Genomic DNA, 15,095 nt, shown 5'->3' on the forward strand with positions numbered 1-15,095 from the left:
CATTGATCCAAAGTCTACAACGTCCCTATTCTGTTGTTTTCTCTTTTTCAATTACTTCTTCCAATATGTCAAAGAACTTTACCCCATTCCAATTAAATGGTCATTTGCATGATATCCTATCCTTTTCAGGAAACGGAGGGTGTGTGGAGAATAACGGATTCGAACCGTTGACCCCCTGCGTGCAAGGCAGGTGCTCTAGCCAGCTGAGCTAATCCCCCTTAAGATGTTACTTGTAGTCCCGAGCAGATTTGAACTGCTGACCCCTACATTATCAGTGTAGTGCTCTAACCAAGCTGAGCTACAGGACTCTATTGTTGTGTGCAGTCTTTAGTTTGCAGCTTGCTTCTTTGTTAGCTCTTGTTGCCAACTGCTAACTGCATTACTGCCCACTATGAACTGCCAACCGTGTCCCTTGCCTCCTCTTCGGTTACAACCACTGATGGCTTCATCTTTTGGGTTTCTTTTTGTCTTTTTTGATTTAAGAAATAATCATGTAGGTAACTGTTACCTGATACCTTTAGGAAACTGCTCCAGAAAGGAGGTATTCCAGCCACACCTTCCGGTACGGCTACCTTGTTACGACTTAGCCCCAGTTACCGACTTTACCCTAGGACGCTCCTTGCGGTTACGCACTTCAGGCACTTCCAGCTTCCATGGCTTGACGGGCGGTGTGTACAAGGCCCGGGAACGTATTCACCGCGTCATTGCTGATACGCGATTACTAGCGAATCCAACTTCACGGGGTCGAGTTGCAGACCCCGATCCGAACTGTGAACAGCTTTTGGAGATTGGCATCCTGTTGCCAGGTAGCTGCCCTCTGTACTGCCCATTGTAGCACGTGTGTAGCCCCGGACGTAAGGGCCATGATGACTTGACGTCGTCCCCTCCTTCCTCTCTATTTGCATAGGCAGTCTGTTTAGAGTCCCCACCTTGACGTGCTGGCAACTAAACATAGGGGTTGCGCTCGTTGCGGGACTTAACCCAACACCTCACGGCACGAGCTGACGACAGCCATGCAGCACCTAGTTTCGTGTCCCGAAGGACTAAAGCGTCTCTGCTTTATTCACTAACTTTCAAGCCCGGGTAAGGTTCCTCGCGTATCATCGAATTAAACCACATGCTCCTCCGCTTGTGCGGGCCCCCGTCAATTCCTTTGAGTTTCACCCTTGCGGGCGTACTCCCCAGGTGGAATACTTAACGCTTTCGCTTAGACGCTGACCGTATATCGCCAACATCGAGTATTCATCGTTTAGGGCGTGGACTACCAGGGTATCTAATCCTGTTTGATCCCCACGCTTTCGTGCCTCAGTGTCAATGACACCATAGTAAGCTGCCTTCGCAATTGGTGTTCTGTGACATATCTATGCATTTCACCGCTACTTGTCACATTCCGCCTACCTCTAGTGTATTCAAGTTCTTCAGTATCAAAGGCACTGCGACAGTTAAGCTGCCGTCTTTCACCCCTGACTTAAAGAACCACCTACGCACCCTTTAAACCCAATAAATCCGGATAACGCTTGGATCCTCCGTATTACCGCGGCTGCTGGCACGGAGTTAGCCGATCCTTATTCTTACCGTACATTCAACTCTTTACACGTAAAGAGGTTTATTCCGGTACAAAAGCAGTTTACAACCCATAGGGCCGTCTTCCTGCACGCGGCATGGCTGGTTCAGACTTTCGTCCATTGACCAATATTCCTTACTGCTGCCTCCCGTAGGAGTCTGGTCCGTGTCTCAGTACCAGTGTGGGGGGTCATCCTCTCAGATCCCCTAAACATCGTAGCCTTGGTAAGCCGTTACCTTACCAACTAGCTAATGTTCCGCATGCCCATCTTGTTCCTATAAATATTTGATTATAATGCGATGCCACATCATAATGTTATGCGGTCTTAATCTCTCTTTCGAGAGGCTATCCCCCTGAACAAGGTAGGTTACATACGTGTTACGCACCCGTGCGCCACTCTCATGAAAAGCAAGCTTCTCAATCCCGTCCGACTTGCATGTATTAGGCCTGCCGCTAGCGTTCATCCTGAGCCAGGATCAAACTCTCCATTGTAAAATGTTTTGTTTAACTCTGACCCTATTATTAATAATAGAATCTGTATTATGTATCTTTATACAGCTTCCTTTGTTTCTGATAACTTACCGGAGAGGGTTTAGTTTCCCCGATCGTTACGCTACATGATTTTCTATTTCTTAAAAGAACTTTGCGCTTCCCCGTCCCGGTTCCGCTTATTATCTTGGAGTTGTTACACTCCTTAACTTTTCATTTTTGTCCGCCGGAATCGCTCCGGCTTCTCTTGTCTGGTTAATCGCTTCCTTTCGTCCGCTTTCCCCCTTTTTGTTACTCGTTAACCGCTGTTAACTTTCTCTTTTTGCTCTGCCGGAATCGCTCCGGTTTTCCCTTCTCCCTCACTCAGCGTTTCCGCCTTTTTTCTTTCCTTCGTTTCGGGAGTGCAAAGGTAGAAACCTTTTTCTTATTTCCAAAACTTATTTTTTTTATTTTTCTAAGCTTCGTTTTCCCGCCGTTTTCTCTCCCACTCTTCTCCTTCGTTTGCGGGTTGCAAAGATGCGAATCTTTTAGTTGTTTGTCAAGTGAAATTTTCACTTTTTTTAACCTTTTTTTATTCGCTATTTCTTCAAAAAACAACGCCCTTTTTCCTTGAGCGGCCACAAATGTACAGAGAAAACTGCTTACGCTCCAAGAGAAATTTTGAAATAATTAAAACAAATTTGCAACTACCTGTAAACTAACTCCAAAAACGCTTTTCACAGCCCGTATCGCCCGCCCAATAATAGCATTTACCTAATTCGTATATTTGAAATGTATATGAACAACTACCCATTTCCCGAAAACTTCCTGGCTTCATTAAGCGCAGAAAACGGATTTGACGAGCAAAATTTTGTAAATGCCCATCAAAATTCTGATGCTCCTACCACCATCCGGCTTAATCCTTTTAAGCCTTCGGCCATAAAAACTGACGAGCAGGTGCCCTGGTGTGCCGACGGATTTTATTTAAATACCCGTCCGTCGTTCACTTTTGATCCGCTTTTTCATGCCGGATGTTATTATGTACAGGAAGCATCGTCAATGTTTATTGATCATATTGTTAAACATATCAGGCAAAATAATACCGAACCTGTAAAGGTGCTTGACCTTTGCGCTGCCCCCGGCGGCAAAAGTACGCTCCTCAATTCGGCCATCGGGCCTGACGATTTGCTGGTGGCTAATGAAATTATTAAAACACGCGTACCTATATTAACTGATAACCTGAGCCGCTGGGGCCAAAGCAATGTTATAGTAAGCAGTAACGACCCTAAAGACTTTAGCCGCCTGAAAAGCTTTTTTGATATTATTCTGGTAGATGCACCCTGCTCTGGCTCGGGCATGTTCCGGAAAGATCCACAGGCCATGAACGAATGGTCTGAGGCTAATGTTGAGCTATGTCATCAGCGACAGGAGCGCATACTGGCCGACGTATTGCCGGCCTTAAATGAAGACGGATACCTTATATATAGTACATGCTCCTACTCGCACCAGGAAAACGAGGATATTGTTGACTTGCTGTGCCGGGAGTTTGACCTCGAAAGCATCCGCATACCTATATATAAGGAGTGGGGTATTGTAGAAACCCAATCGGCACAGCAAAAAGCATGGGGATACCGGTTTTACCCGGGACAGGTAAAAGGCGAAGGTTTGTTTGCTGCCTGCCTTCAAAAGAAAAACAATACCGGCCAAATGGGCAATTTTAAAAACAACATGCAGCAAAAAATAAGCAGCAGGGAAATTGACCAGGTAAAGACCTATATTAATAACGCCGATAGCTTTTACTATTTTAAAGTGAGCGACGACTGGCTGGCCATAAACCGGGTACATAAAGAAAGTCTTAATATTCTACAGTATCACCTGTATCTTAAAAAATCAGGCGTAAGGGTTGGTCAGCTGATGGGTAAGGATCTGATACCCGATCATGAACTGGCCCTGAGTACTATTATTAATAAGGAAGCGGTGTTACAAACCGAACTGAACTATGATCAGGCCATACAATACCTTCGTCGCGACAATATCGACCTGAACCCAACCGAAAAAGGGTGGAGCCTGATGAACTTTGAGGGCCATGCACTGGGCTGGGCCAAATTGCTACCCAATCGAATCAATAACTATTATCCTAAAGAGATCAGGATTTTGGCCCCCCAGCCCCCTAAAAGGGGAGCTGTCTAAACAGGGCAAAAAAAGAGACACATGTGATGTGTCTCTACATAAATAATACCTTGTAAATCAAAAGTTCCCCCTTCAGGAGGTTAGGGGGCTTCTAATATTGCCCTATAGATAACAGTACCAACGTGCAGGCATTTTCTGTTTCGATACCTTTTTCGTTGGCCATGCGACGCAGCTCGGAGTTTTCAGTACCCGGGTTAAAAATAATGCGCTTTGGATGGGTGTCTAATATATAATTATATAACGATTGCTGATTTTGCGGTCCCACATATAAAGTTATCGTATCAATATCGCCATGTATAGTTTCAGGCTTTTCAATAGGTACACCCGCAACTTCGCCTGTTTTTATACCTACATTTACTATAGTATGTCCTTTACTTACCAGCCTGTTTGATGCCAGGTAAGCATATCTGCTGGTATCGGGCGTGGCGCCCAGTACCAATGTTTTTTTGTCAGCCATTTATTATTCTGTTTAACAGCGCAATCTGGGCCGAGTGGTATATATGATGCTGTATCAATCCGTTGATCAGTTCTTCATAAGTTACGCCGGTTCCTTGTTCGCGGTCTCTTTCGTCGTTAGTAGCCTCACTCCATTGTTCAGGAGGGAAGTTTTGGATAACGCCTACCAAATTTACATTAACCAGTTTCAAATCATCAACATAATTCTGCCATTTTTGTTCGTCGGGGCTGCCGGTTTCGGGCCAGTCGCCGCTGATAGGTATACCTGCGGCTAAGCCGTTCATCCGGTCCATCACTTCTTCTGTCCAGGCAATCATGTGTAAAACTATCTCGGCTATATTATGTACCGAACCGGGCGGCTTTTCATAGGCGGCTTCAAAGCTGATGCCTTCAACAATGTCATAAACCGGCGAACCATACCAGGGATCGCCCGATAATATGTTTTCTAACTGGTGCGAAAGTTCTTTTGAAATGCTCATGATAATATTTTTAAAGTTGCCGATGCACAATTAATACCATCTATAGCAGCAGAAATAATGCCACCTGCGTACCCTGCACCCTCGCCACACGGAAATAATCCCTGCACCTGCGGATGCTGTAAGGTTTCCTTATCCCTTGGCACTTTTACCGGCGATGAGGTGCGCGACTCAACACCCACCAATAAGGCCTCATTTGTATAATAGCCTTTCATTTTTTTACCAAATACGGGTAATGCGCTTTGCAAGCGTCTATGTATCCATAAAGGTAACACTTCTTTTAACTCAATGCTTTTGGTACCAGGCAAATAAGAGTTTACGGGCAAATTATTTGATAAACGCCCCTCTACAAAATCAACCATACGCTGGCCGGGCGCAACCAGGTTACCACCACCGGCCAAAAACGCGGCATGTTCTGCCTGCTGCTGAAAACGCAGCATCAGGAAAGGGTCATTTTCATCCCCAGGTACATCCTCCATATTTATTTGTACCACCGTACCCGAGTTGGCGAAAGGATTATTCCGTTTTGAAGGACTCCAGCCATTCACCACAATTTCGTTGGCTTCGGTAGCGCAGGGGGCAATAATACCACCCGGGCACATGCAAAAAGAAAATACGCCCCGGCCATCTACCTGTTCAACCAGGTTGTAGTATGAGGGGGGCAAATCAGGGCCGCGGTATTCGCAATGGTACTGGGCCCTGTCAATAATTTCCTGCGGATGCTCTATCCGTACCCCCAAGGCAAAAGGTTTGGCTTCTATCAATATGTTTTGGTGATGCAGCATTTCAAAAACATCCCGTGCCGAATGCCCCGTTGCCAGGATCACAGCGTCTGATGTTAATTTTTCACCGGTAGATAGTTTCACTCCTTTTATTTTACCAAACTCTACCAGCAGGGCCGTCACTTTAGTATCAAAAAGTACCTCGCCACCTGCATTCAGTATGGTTTCGCGCATGGCGGTAATAATCTGCGGTAGTTTATTGGTGCCAATGTGCGGCCGGGCATCAATCAGTATATTTCCATCGGCACCATGCGCAACAAACATTTTCAACACCTCGTTAACATCGCCGCGTTTGGTTGAGCGGGTGTACAATTTACCGTCGGAATACGTACCGGCACCGCCCTCGCCAAAGCAATAGTTCGATTCGGGATTTACCAGCCCCTGTTTATTAATATTGGCCAGATCGCGGCGGCGCTGTTTAACATCCTTACCCCGCTCAATAATAACCGGTTTTAACCCCAGCTTAATGCACTGCAATGCCGCAAACAAACCCGCCGGACCGGCACCTACTATAATAACAGGGCGGCCAAACTGCACATCGGGATAATTAATGGCATATATTTCGGGCTCATAAACCTGGTTTAAAAATACCTGCACCTGCATGCGGTACAAAACTTTGCGCCCGCGGGCATCAATAGACCGCTTGATTACTTTTACTGCCGAAATGTTTTTGGGTTGAATATTTAAAGAAGCCGCCGCCAGACGTGTTATGACTGCTTCGTCTTCCTGCTGCCCTGGAGGGCATACTATTTCTGTTTCTTTTATCATGGTAACTGCCGGGTTTTTATCCCGGATGGGAGCAAAGGTAGAAAAAATTGGCCTATCAGCGGCGTTAACTCACCCCGACATCACTCCGCTTGTCGCCCCCCTCTTTGGCTTCGCCATAAATAGGGTAATGGATTAAATAAAGAAAGCGTCATGGCGAGGCATGACGCACCCCCCCCTCAAAATCTCCCCCAAAAGGGGAGACTTTGAAATGTCTTTTTAAGCCCTCTCCTTTGGAGAGGGTTGGGTGAGGCTCATGCCTCGCCATGACGCAATCTTTCCCCAACCCTCTTTGCGCCGCAGGCGTAGGGTGGTCGAGCAAAGCGACGACCGGGTGAGTCAATAAGCAGGTGAGTCAATCCACCAAAAACCGTCCGCAGGTGCACAATGACCGTCCGCTATCGAACAGTTTTAAACACCTATAAAATTTTATTTTACTGAAAATCAACTACTTACAAAATGGCATCTGTATTGGCATAGGCTCAATATAAAATTACAACACAAAATGAATATCGCCGAAGACCGCTTGATGACCATTTGGGAAGGATGTTTGAAAAACGACCGCAAGCAACAGGAACAATTATACAGATTATTAGCCCCACGCATGCTGGCCGTGTGCATGCGTTACGCAACTGACAAAGACGAAGCGCAGGACATACTGCAGGAAGGCTTTATAAAAATGTTCAGAAACATGAACAATTATCGGGGCGATGGTAGCCTGGAGGGCTGGATACGCCGTATTATGGTACATTGCGCCATCTCCCGTTACCGCAAATTAAAACCAATGGTTTTGGTTGAGGATTTTGCCGCCGAAAGCAGCATGCCTATGAGTAAATCATATAACGATAACGGTTTGGAAGCAAAGGACCTGATGAAACTTATTCAAAAGCTGCCTAAAACTTACCGCTCTGTATTTAGCATGTACGCTATTGAAGGTTATTCGCACCAGGAAATAGGCAACTCATTAGGCATGACCGAGCTTTTATCGCGCACTACACTGTACCGTGCACGTAACGTACTAAAAGAAATGATAGCCAAGCTTACTTCCCGTGAGCAGCATTGCCTGGCAGGGTAAAATTTGCCCTGCCTTCTCCCTGGCGGAGAAGGCACTTACATTACCCCTTCACCTTTCCGGTTCGGGTACTATAATGTGTAAACTCACATATAGCCGGTTTATCGCTTATTTCTTAAAGCTTTACATAAATCTTCACGTTTATATTAAGTAGCAACAATAACCGCTTGCAGCTTAAATCTTTTAATTATCTTTAGAGGTGTGTATCTTGACATGTTGTCATAACTATTGGCTGTTGTAACAACGGTACACCTTTTGTAATCTAAAACTGAAAACACATATCAAAAAAAGCATAATTAAATGAAAAAGCTACTCTCAGTAATACTCATTATAACCGCGGCTATGTCATTAAGCTCATGCAGTTATAACAGCATGGTTAAAATGGACGAGAACGTAAAAACCAAGTGGGCCGCCGTGCAGAGCCAGTACCAACGCCGCAGCGATTTGATACCTAACCTCGTTAATACCGTTAAAGGTGCCGCTAATTTTGAAAAGAGCACCCTAACCGCCGTTGTTGAAGCACGTGCCAAGGCAACAGCCGTTCAAGTTGACCCGACCAAGCTAACACCTGAATCTATCAAGGCCTTCCAGGCAGCACAGGGCGAGTTAAGTTCGGCATTGGGCAGGTTGCTGGTTGTTACCGAAAACTATCCTAACTTAAAAACCAACGAAAACTTCCTGGGTTTACAGGCTCAGATTGAAGGTACAGAAAACCGCATACAGGTGGCCCGTCAGGATTTTAATACTTCTGTTCAGGAATTTAATACCAAAATTCGTTCATTCCCGGCCAATATAACAGCAAAAATGTTCGGCTTTAGCGAAAAAGGATACTTCACCGCCGAGCCCGGATCTGATAAAGCACCCAAAGTTCAGTTTTAATGAATGGTTAATGATTTGTTGGATTATTGATTTCAAACACTCATCAGGTCAGCGAAATCAATAATCCAACATCTAAAAACTCACTAAATCATTAATTCAATAATTCACTAATTAAAAATGGCAGTATTTAACGAAGAAGAACAGCAGCGCATTCAGAAAGCCATTGAGGAAGCTGAGAAACGGAGCTCAGGCGAGATCAGGGTATGTATTGAAAAAAAATGCAGCGAGGATGTGCTTGACCGGGCGGCCAAATATTTTTATCAACTTAACATGCACAAAACCAAACTGCGTCATGGCGTGCTTATTTATGTAGCCACTGTCGACAGGAAATTTGCCATTATTGGTGATGCGGGTATCAATAAAGTGGTGCCGGATAATTTTTGGGATAACACCAAGGAAGATATGCTGAAACATTTTAAGTATGGCGATATTGTGGAGGGAATTGTTACTGGCTTAAAAATTGCCGGCGAACAATTGCAAAAGTATTTTCCTCATTCGCAGGATAACGACAACGAATTATCCGATGACATCGCCTTTATGGACGGTGATTAATCTTTAAACTCATGTTCAAAAAAATAATATTGTTCTTTAGCCTGCTGCTATGCGCCTTTGTGGTGTTTGCACAGGATTTTCCGGAACGCTCAACCACGCTGGTTACCGACTATACCCATACGCTATCGGCAGATGATAAGCAAAAGCTGGAAAATAAACTGGTTGCCTTTAATGATTCTACGTCAACCCAAATAGCGGTGGTAATGCTCAAATCGGTAGGCAACTATGACATTAATGAGTATGGCGCTGCGCTGGGCCGCAAATGGGGCATAGGGCAAAAAGGAAAAAACAACGGTATACTGATATTAGTTGCCCTTGGCGACCGTAAACTTACCATACAAACCGGTTATGGCGCCGAAGGCGCCCTGCCTGATATTATTACCCAGCAAATAAGGGTGAATGATATTAACCCGCGTTTTAAACAGGGCGATTACTACGGCGGCCTCAACGCCGGTATCGATCAGATTATTAAATATACCAAAGGTGAGTACAAGGCCGATAAAAAGCCACAGCGAAAAGGCGACAGCCCGGGCGGCAGCATCCTGATCGTATTCATTATTATCGTAGTGATCGTCATCATCGTTTTCCGCAACCGTGGAGGTGGCGGCGGTCGCCAGATTATTGGCAGCCGTGGTGGCGCCAGTCCGTTCTGGTGGTTTTTAGCCGGCAACATGCTTGGTCGGGGCAGTGGCGGAGGCGGCTGGGGCGGCTTTAGCGGTGGCGGCAGAGACAGTGGTGGTGATAGCGGCGGGGGCTTCGGCGGTTTTGGCGGAGGCGACTTTGGCGGTGGCGGCTCCGGCGGCAGCTGGTAAGCCGTTATTAAATTAATGATTTATTGAATTATTGATTAGGCGTTCTTCTAATTAATAATTCAATAATTAATCTCTCCTCAATCGCTAATTCAATAACTCAATAATTACCTCCACCACCTCAATAATTCAATAACTCAGTAATTCAATAATTTAAAATGGATCTTACCTGGAAATTACTTTCATCCACCTATATACATAAAGGCCCCTGGGCCACCCTCCGTACCGACCGCTGTGAAATGCCTGATGGGCGTATTGTAGAAGATTATTACGTATTAGAGTACAGCAATTGGGTTAACGCCGTTGCCATCACCGAAGACAACAAAGTGCTGATGGTAAAGCAATACCGCCATGCCGCGGGCATTATATCGTTAGAAATCCCCGGCGGAGTTATAGATGGCGACGAGTCGCCTATTGAAGGCCTGCGCCGTGAACTGCTGGAAGAAACCGGCTACCGGTTTGATGATTTTGAACTGCTTTGCACTGTTTACGGCAACCCCTCAACTGCTAATAACCAAACTTTTACTTACCTGGCCAAAGGCGGCAAAAAAGTACAGGAGCAATCACTTGACGACCATGAAGAGCTGATAGTAGAGGAATATACCATTCCCGAGGTAAAACAACTGCTGCTGGAAAATAAAGTAGTACAGGCCATGCACTGCGCCGGCCTATTTTATGGTATGGTGAAGCTGGGGGTGATGTAATTACTTCGGGCAATTGTCTTTCCGGCGGGTATCTACAACATAAATAATCTTCCATCCGCCGCCGGTTTTCATTAACTGAAAAACATCAACGCCACAGTGACTGAATTTATCGTCTAAATAAAATTTATATGGTGCCCAAACGCTGGCAAGTTCGCCGTCAATTTTAATATCGGTAATGGATATAAGCTCGTCCCACACACCGTTGTGAGGGGTACCCACTGCTTTTATAAACTCATCAGGGTTATCGGTTTCCAAAACTACCGACCCGTCTTTCTCATTAGCCACCGTCTGAAAAACGATGCCCTTTGCAAAGGTAGAACGCGGCATGGCACTGTCGGACTTGCGCATGGCATCAAACATGGTATTGACTGTTTGCTTTATGGCATCCCTGTCGGTTTGTTGTGCAAACGCCCGGACTGACAACAATAAAACAAAAATGATAAGGAGTAAATTTTTCATGATGATGAGGGGGTTAAATCAGTTTACCCTAATCAATTTACCCAGAACTTTTTAAGCGCGGCAAAATTTATAAATAAGTGTTAAAATTCATCACTTTCGCATATTTTCGGGCGCTTTTTGAACAGATAACAACCATTTTATATCGCTTTTTAACCAGTTTATTGTTAAAAAAAATCTTTAAAAAGTTTTGCCTGAGTTTACCACCGTTTCGTAAATCTTTACGGCCTCCACAGCTTCCTTTACATCATGAACCCTTAAAATATGAGCGCCTTTCATCAGGCTAATGGTGTTCAGCACGGTGGTACCATTAAGGGCTTCGGCAGCGGTAGTGCCCAACAAACCGTAGATCATTCTTTTGCGGGATACACCGGCCAGCATGGGCAAACCGAATATATCAAACTCCTGCAGTCGGTTCATGAGAGCATAGCTATGTTCGGGTTTCTTGGCAAAACCAAAGCCGGGGTCAATGATCACATCATGAATACCCAACTGCTTAAGCTGCTGATATTTACACACAAAATAATCAAGCACCTCGGTAAAAACATCGTCATATTGCGCCAATTGGTTCATATTCTGCGGATTACCTTTCATATGCATTAAAATATACGGCACCTGCAAACGGGCTATAGTTGCAAACATATCCGCATCCAGTTGCCCGCCCGATATATCATTAATAATATACGCCCCGGCCTTAACCGCGGCTTCCGCAACCTGCGCCCTGAAAGTATCAACAGAAAGCACCGCATTAGGAAACGTCGTCACAACAGCCTCTACAACAGGAAGTAACCGATCAGTTTCTTCGGCAATGGAAATATCCGTTGCGCCCGGGCGCGATGAATAAGCGCCGATATCTAAAAAAGTGGCGCCTTCATCCAGCATTTTCCCGGCTTGCTGCAGGGCTTCGTCAACAGCAGGCTTGCGGCTACCCGCATAAAAAGAGTCGGGGGTAAGATTAATGATCCCCATAACTTTCGGGGACGATAAATCAATAAGTTTACCGCCTGCGTTTAGGGTAACTTTTTTATGAAAAAATGTATCTTTAGCCAAGTGAGTTTTAATGTTGCAAGTTTAAATGTTGTAAAGTTAGTTTAACTTTGCAAACATTGGCGAAAACCCAACATTCAAACATTTCAACATTCAAATATTTCAACTTTTGGCTAATACATCAGCAGAATACGACGCAGTAATTAATATATGTAAGGGCCTTTTCATGAAAAAGACCCGCGATTATGGAACCGCCTGGCGTATATTACGTCCGCAATCTATTACAGATCAGATATTTATTAAAGCTCAGCGCATACGCACCCTCGAAGAAAAAAAGATATCAAAAGTAGGCGAAGACATCACCGGAGAATATATTGGGATAGTAAACTACTGCGTAATAGCCATGATGCAGCTGGAATGCAGCGCCGATACCCCTGCCGAACTTGCACCCGATCATGTAGAAGGGCTATTTGATGAAAAGGTAAAGGAAACTAAGGACCTCATGTTTGCCAAAAACCATGACTACGGCGAAGCCTGGCGCGACATGCGTATCAGCTCATTAACCGATCTGATATTGATGAAACTACTGCGTGTTAAGCAAATTGAAGACAACCAGGGCCTTACCGAAGCATCGGAAGGGGTAAAGGCCAATTATCAGGACATGCTGAATTATTCGGTATTTGCCTTAATTAAACTTGGAGTACAATAAACTACTTAAATGAAGAACAGCCTCATTTGGTTTTGCAGAATAACGGTTGGCCTGCTGTTTATTTTTTCGGGCCTGATTAAGGCTAATGACCCCCTGGGTTTCTCTTATAAACTGGAAGAATATTTTGAGGTTTTCCATATCATGTTCTTGAACGGCTTTGCCTTAAGCATAGCTATATTACTGTGCGCGCTCGAAATGCTTTTGGGTTTTGCCTTGCTGATAGGCGTACGTGCCATAAAAGTAGCCTGGGGCCTATTGCTGCTTATCATCTTTTTTGGCTTTTTAACTTTTTACTCGGCCTTTTTTAAAGTGGTGCAAACCTGCGGCTGCTTTGGCGATGCTATTCCGCTTACGCCGTGGCAATCATTCAGTAAGGACATGATTTTACTGGTGCTCGTATTGGTATTATTTGTTAACCGCACCAAAATAAAACCACTGTTTAAACCTAAAGCCGGCGATAAATGGCTTATAGGTGCTGCTATAGTATCAATCGGATTTGGAATTTACACCTATAACTTTATGCCCATTATTGATTTTTTGCCTTACAAGGTAGGAGCCAATATCCTGGACGAAATGAAAATACCTGCCGGTGCACCGCTGGATGTTTTTGAAGTTACCTACAATCTCAAGAACAAAAAAACGGGCGAAACCAAGGTAATGAACGATAAGGAATACCTTAAAACAAACATCTGGAAAGATGCTAACTGGGAGGTTGTGGGCAACCCGGAAAGCGTGCTTGTTAAAAAAGGTTTTGAACCTAAAATACGCGACCTGTCGATACAGGATGGGCAAGGGAATGATTATACTAAAGAGTTGCTCTCCAGTCCGTTTTACAGCCTGGTTATTGTAGCTTATGATCTTGATAAGACTAATAGCGAAGCCATGAACCGCTTAAACGCGCTGGCTATAAACGCTACCGAAAATTATAATATACGCACCATATTGCTTACTTCCAATTCGGCGCAAAGCTCAAATGATTTCGCCAAAACACATAAACTGGTTACGGAAATTTTTTATGCAGATGGCGTTCCACTGAAAAGCATGGTACGGGCCAACCCAGGTGTTTTGCTCATTAAAAACGGCACCATAATTAATAAATGGCATTACCATTCGGTGCCTACTTATGATCAACTGGTAAAAACCTATTTCCAAAAGCAATAACATGATCCGCTACCTCATCCGCAAATTATTTTACGGACTGGCGGTAATGCTGGGTGTTGTGCTGGTGGTTTTTTTCCTGTTCAATATTTTACCTGTTGACCCTGCCCGTATGACCCAGGGCCAGCGTGCTGATGTGCAATCATTGCAGGCCGTACGTAAGGAGTTTGGATTGGACAAGCCGCTTCCCGTGCAATTTGCCTATTATCTTAATGATCTTTCGCCAGTAGGTATCCATTTAAATACTGCCGATGAACAGCAGCGATATCATTATATAAAGCTGTTTGCTGTAAGTAATGCCAAAGTTGTAGCATTAAAATGGCCGTACCTACGCCGCTCGTACCAAACAAGAAAAGATGTGGCAGGCCTGCTTATGGGCGTTATCCCCAATACATTGGTTCTCGCTACTACATCCATGATATTTGCCATTATAATAGGTGTGTTTTTGGGCGTATTGAGCGCCATACATAAAGATAGCTGGATAGATAAGCTAGCCATCAGCTTTTCAACACTGGGCATATCGGCGCCATCATTTTTCGCGGGGATTATTATTGCATGGATATTCGGTTTTGAATTAAGCAAATACACCGGGCTCAATATGTCGGGCAGCTTATATAGTTATGACCCATTTAAAGGCGAAGTGATCACGATCAGGAATTTAATACTGCCTATGATCACTTTGGGGTTACGGCCGCTGGCTATTATTGTACAGCTCACCCGCAATGCCATGCTTGATGTTCTGGGGCAGGATTATATACGCACCGCCAGGGCAAAGGGTCTGGGTAGCAACACCATTATTTACCGGCACGCGCTAAAAAATGCTTTGAATCCCGTTATCACTGCCATTGCCAACTGGTTTGCATCATTATTGGCCGGGTCATTTTTTGTAGAATATATTTTTGGGTATAACGGCCTGGGCAAGGCAACGGTTGACGCGCTGGAACTGTCGGACTTTCCGGTGGTGATGGGCTCTATCCTTTTCATCGCTTTTATTTTTGTGGTGATCAGTATTTTGATCGATATTATTTATGTTTGGATTGATCCGCGGGTAAAATTAAGCTGATATTA

Annotated in this window: 15 protein-coding genes, 2 tRNA genes and 1 rRNA gene; 9 read left to right on the forward strand and 9 right to left on the reverse strand. The window is 44.7% G+C overall.

The window, feature by feature from the left end; all coding sequences use genetic code 11:
* Positions 1-144 precede the first annotated feature (144 nt).
* The 4 genes from SNE25_RS31485 to SNE25_RS31500 form a co-directional block, all read right to left on the reverse strand.
* Positions 145-218: transfer RNA gene (locus SNE25_RS31485), tRNA-Ala, on the reverse strand.
* Positions 219-233: 15 nt separating this feature from the next.
* Positions 234-308: transfer RNA gene (locus SNE25_RS31490), tRNA-Ile, on the reverse strand.
* 226 nt (positions 309-534) lie between these two features.
* Positions 535-2,056 (reverse strand): 16S ribosomal RNA (locus SNE25_RS31495).
* Between the two features lie 360 nt (positions 2,057-2,416).
* Entirely contained in the window at positions 2,417-2,674 is a 258-nt protein-coding gene (locus SNE25_RS31500) for a hypothetical protein (protein ID WP_321562973.1), read from the reverse strand.
* Positions 2,675-2,830: 156 nt separating this feature from the next.
* On the opposite strand from SNE25_RS31500, the gene SNE25_RS31505 reads away from it, so the two are divergent.
* On the forward strand, positions 2,831-4,222 hold the full coding sequence (locus SNE25_RS31505) for a methyltransferase RsmF C-terminal domain-like protein (RefSeq protein ID WP_321562974.1): 1,392 nt from the start codon (positions 2,831-2,833) through the stop codon (positions 4,220-4,222).
* Positions 4,223-4,313: 91 nt separating this feature from the next.
* Here SNE25_RS31505 and SNE25_RS31510 read toward each other — a convergent pair whose 3' ends face one another.
* From SNE25_RS31510 to SNE25_RS31520, 3 genes are read right to left on the reverse strand one after another with little or no spacing between them, the layout of a single operon-like run.
* A complete protein-coding gene (locus SNE25_RS31510; protein ID WP_321562975.1) occupies positions 4,314-4,679 on the reverse strand; it encodes a CoA-binding protein in 366 nt (121 codons plus the stop codon).
* Positions 4,672-5,157 (reverse strand): DinB family protein, encoded by a 486-nt coding sequence (locus SNE25_RS31515; protein WP_321562976.1) that lies wholly within the window; start codon positions 5,155-5,157, stop codon positions 4,672-4,674. Before SNE25_RS31515 ends, SNE25_RS31510 begins: the two co-directional genes overlap by 8 nt.
* Complete coding sequence (locus SNE25_RS31520) at positions 5,154-6,704, reverse strand: NAD(P)/FAD-dependent oxidoreductase (protein WP_321562977.1); 1,551 nt, start codon at positions 6,702-6,704, stop codon at positions 5,154-5,156. The genes SNE25_RS31515 and SNE25_RS31520 overlap by 4 nt, the downstream gene beginning before the upstream one ends.
* A 502-nt stretch (positions 6,705-7,206) precedes the next feature.
* Between SNE25_RS31520 and SNE25_RS31525 the strand changes: the two genes are divergently transcribed.
* The 5 genes from SNE25_RS31525 to SNE25_RS31545 all read left to right on the forward strand — a co-directional run bounded on the left by SNE25_RS31525 (position 7,207) and on the right by SNE25_RS31545 (position 10,717).
* Positions 7,207-7,776, forward strand: coding sequence for an RNA polymerase sigma factor (locus SNE25_RS31525; protein WP_321562978.1), 570 nt, complete (start codon positions 7,207-7,209; stop codon positions 7,774-7,776).
* Between the two features lie 297 nt (positions 7,777-8,073).
* Positions 8,074-8,652 (forward strand): LemA family protein, encoded by a 579-nt coding sequence (locus SNE25_RS31530; RefSeq protein ID WP_321562979.1) that lies wholly within the window; start codon positions 8,074-8,076, stop codon positions 8,650-8,652.
* A gap of 117 nt (positions 8,653-8,769) precedes the next feature.
* Positions 8,770-9,204 carry a TPM domain-containing protein gene (locus tag SNE25_RS31535; protein ID WP_321562980.1) on the forward strand — a complete coding sequence of 145 codons (435 nt, stop codon included), beginning with the start codon at positions 8,770-8,772 and terminating at the stop codon, positions 9,202-9,204.
* Positions 9,205-9,215: 11 nt separating this feature from the next.
* Complete coding sequence (locus SNE25_RS31540; RefSeq protein ID WP_321562981.1) at positions 9,216-10,016, forward strand: TPM domain-containing protein; 801 nt, start codon at positions 9,216-9,218, stop codon at positions 10,014-10,016.
* A 155-nt stretch (positions 10,017-10,171) separates the two neighbouring features.
* Positions 10,172-10,717: an NUDIX hydrolase gene (locus SNE25_RS31545; RefSeq protein ID WP_321562982.1), complete on the forward strand. Its 546-nt coding sequence runs from the start codon at positions 10,172-10,174 to the stop codon at positions 10,715-10,717.
* Here the strand turns inward: SNE25_RS31545 and SNE25_RS31550 are convergent, their stop codons facing one another.
* Entirely contained in the window at positions 10,718-11,176 is a 459-nt protein-coding gene (locus SNE25_RS31550) for a nuclear transport factor 2 family protein (RefSeq protein ID WP_321562983.1), read from the reverse strand.
* A gap of 177 nt (positions 11,177-11,353) precedes the next feature.
* Positions 11,354-12,223, reverse strand: coding sequence for a dihydropteroate synthase (folP, locus tag SNE25_RS31555; protein ID WP_321562984.1), 870 nt, complete (start codon positions 12,221-12,223; stop codon positions 11,354-11,356).
* 163 nt (positions 12,224-12,386) lie between these two features.
* Between folP and SNE25_RS31560 the strand changes: the two genes are divergently transcribed.
* Genes SNE25_RS31560 through SNE25_RS31570 form a run of 3 tightly spaced genes read left to right on the forward strand, consistent with a single transcriptional unit; the run spans position 12,387 to position 15,090 of the window.
* Positions 12,387-12,869 (forward strand): DUF1599 domain-containing protein, encoded by a 483-nt coding sequence (locus SNE25_RS31560; protein WP_321562985.1) that lies wholly within the window; start codon positions 12,387-12,389, stop codon positions 12,867-12,869.
* A gap of 9 nt (positions 12,870-12,878) precedes the next feature.
* A complete protein-coding gene (locus tag SNE25_RS31565; protein ID WP_321562986.1) occupies positions 12,879-14,030 on the forward strand; it encodes a BT_3928 family protein in 1,152 nt (383 codons plus the stop codon).
* 1 nt (position 14,031) lies between these two features.
* Positions 14,032-15,090, forward strand: coding sequence for an ABC transporter permease (locus SNE25_RS31570; RefSeq protein WP_321562987.1), 1,059 nt, complete (start codon positions 14,032-14,034; stop codon positions 15,088-15,090).
* Positions 15,091-15,095 lie beyond the last annotated feature (5 nt).

The organism is Mucilaginibacter sabulilitoris, from assembly GCF_034262375.1.
Taxonomy (GTDB): domain Bacteria; phylum Bacteroidota; class Bacteroidia; order Sphingobacteriales; family Sphingobacteriaceae; genus Mucilaginibacter; species Mucilaginibacter sabulilitoris.

Bases quoted from the DNA above. Each gene is read 5' to 3' on its own strand.
- SNE25_RS31505 (WP_321562974.1), top strand. From the start codon at position 2,831: ATGAACAACTACCCATTTCCCGAAAACTTCCTGGCTTCATTAAGCGCA.
- SNE25_RS31510 (WP_321562975.1), bottom strand. From the start codon at position 4,679: ATGGCTGACAAAAAAACATTGGTACTGGGCGCCACGCCCGATACCAGC.
- SNE25_RS31515 (WP_321562976.1), bottom strand. From the start codon at position 5,157: ATGAGCATTTCAAAAGAACTTTCGCACCAGTTAGAAAACATATTATCG.
- SNE25_RS31520 (WP_321562977.1), bottom strand. From the start codon at position 6,704: ATGATAAAAGAAACAGAAATAGTATGCCCTCCAGGGCAGCAGGAAGAC.
- SNE25_RS31525 (WP_321562978.1), top strand. From the start codon at position 7,207: ATGAATATCGCCGAAGACCGCTTGATGACCATTTGGGAAGGATGTTTG.
- SNE25_RS31530 (WP_321562979.1), top strand. From the start codon at position 8,074: ATGAAAAAGCTACTCTCAGTAATACTCATTATAACCGCGGCTATGTCA.
- SNE25_RS31535 (WP_321562980.1), top strand. From the start codon at position 8,770: ATGGCAGTATTTAACGAAGAAGAACAGCAGCGCATTCAGAAAGCCATT.
- SNE25_RS31540 (WP_321562981.1), top strand. From the start codon at position 9,216: ATGTTCAAAAAAATAATATTGTTCTTTAGCCTGCTGCTATGCGCCTTT.
- SNE25_RS31545 (WP_321562982.1), top strand. From the start codon at position 10,172: ATGGATCTTACCTGGAAATTACTTTCATCCACCTATATACATAAAGGC.
- SNE25_RS31550 (WP_321562983.1), bottom strand. From the start codon at position 11,176: ATGAAAAATTTACTCCTTATCATTTTTGTTTTATTGTTGTCAGTCCGG.
- SNE25_RS31560 (WP_321562985.1), top strand. From the start codon at position 12,387: ATGAAAAAGACCCGCGATTATGGAACCGCCTGGCGTATATTACGTCCG.
- SNE25_RS31565 (WP_321562986.1), top strand. From the start codon at position 12,879: ATGAAGAACAGCCTCATTTGGTTTTGCAGAATAACGGTTGGCCTGCTG.
- SNE25_RS31570 (WP_321562987.1), top strand. From the start codon at position 14,032: ATGATCCGCTACCTCATCCGCAAATTATTTTACGGACTGGCGGTAATG.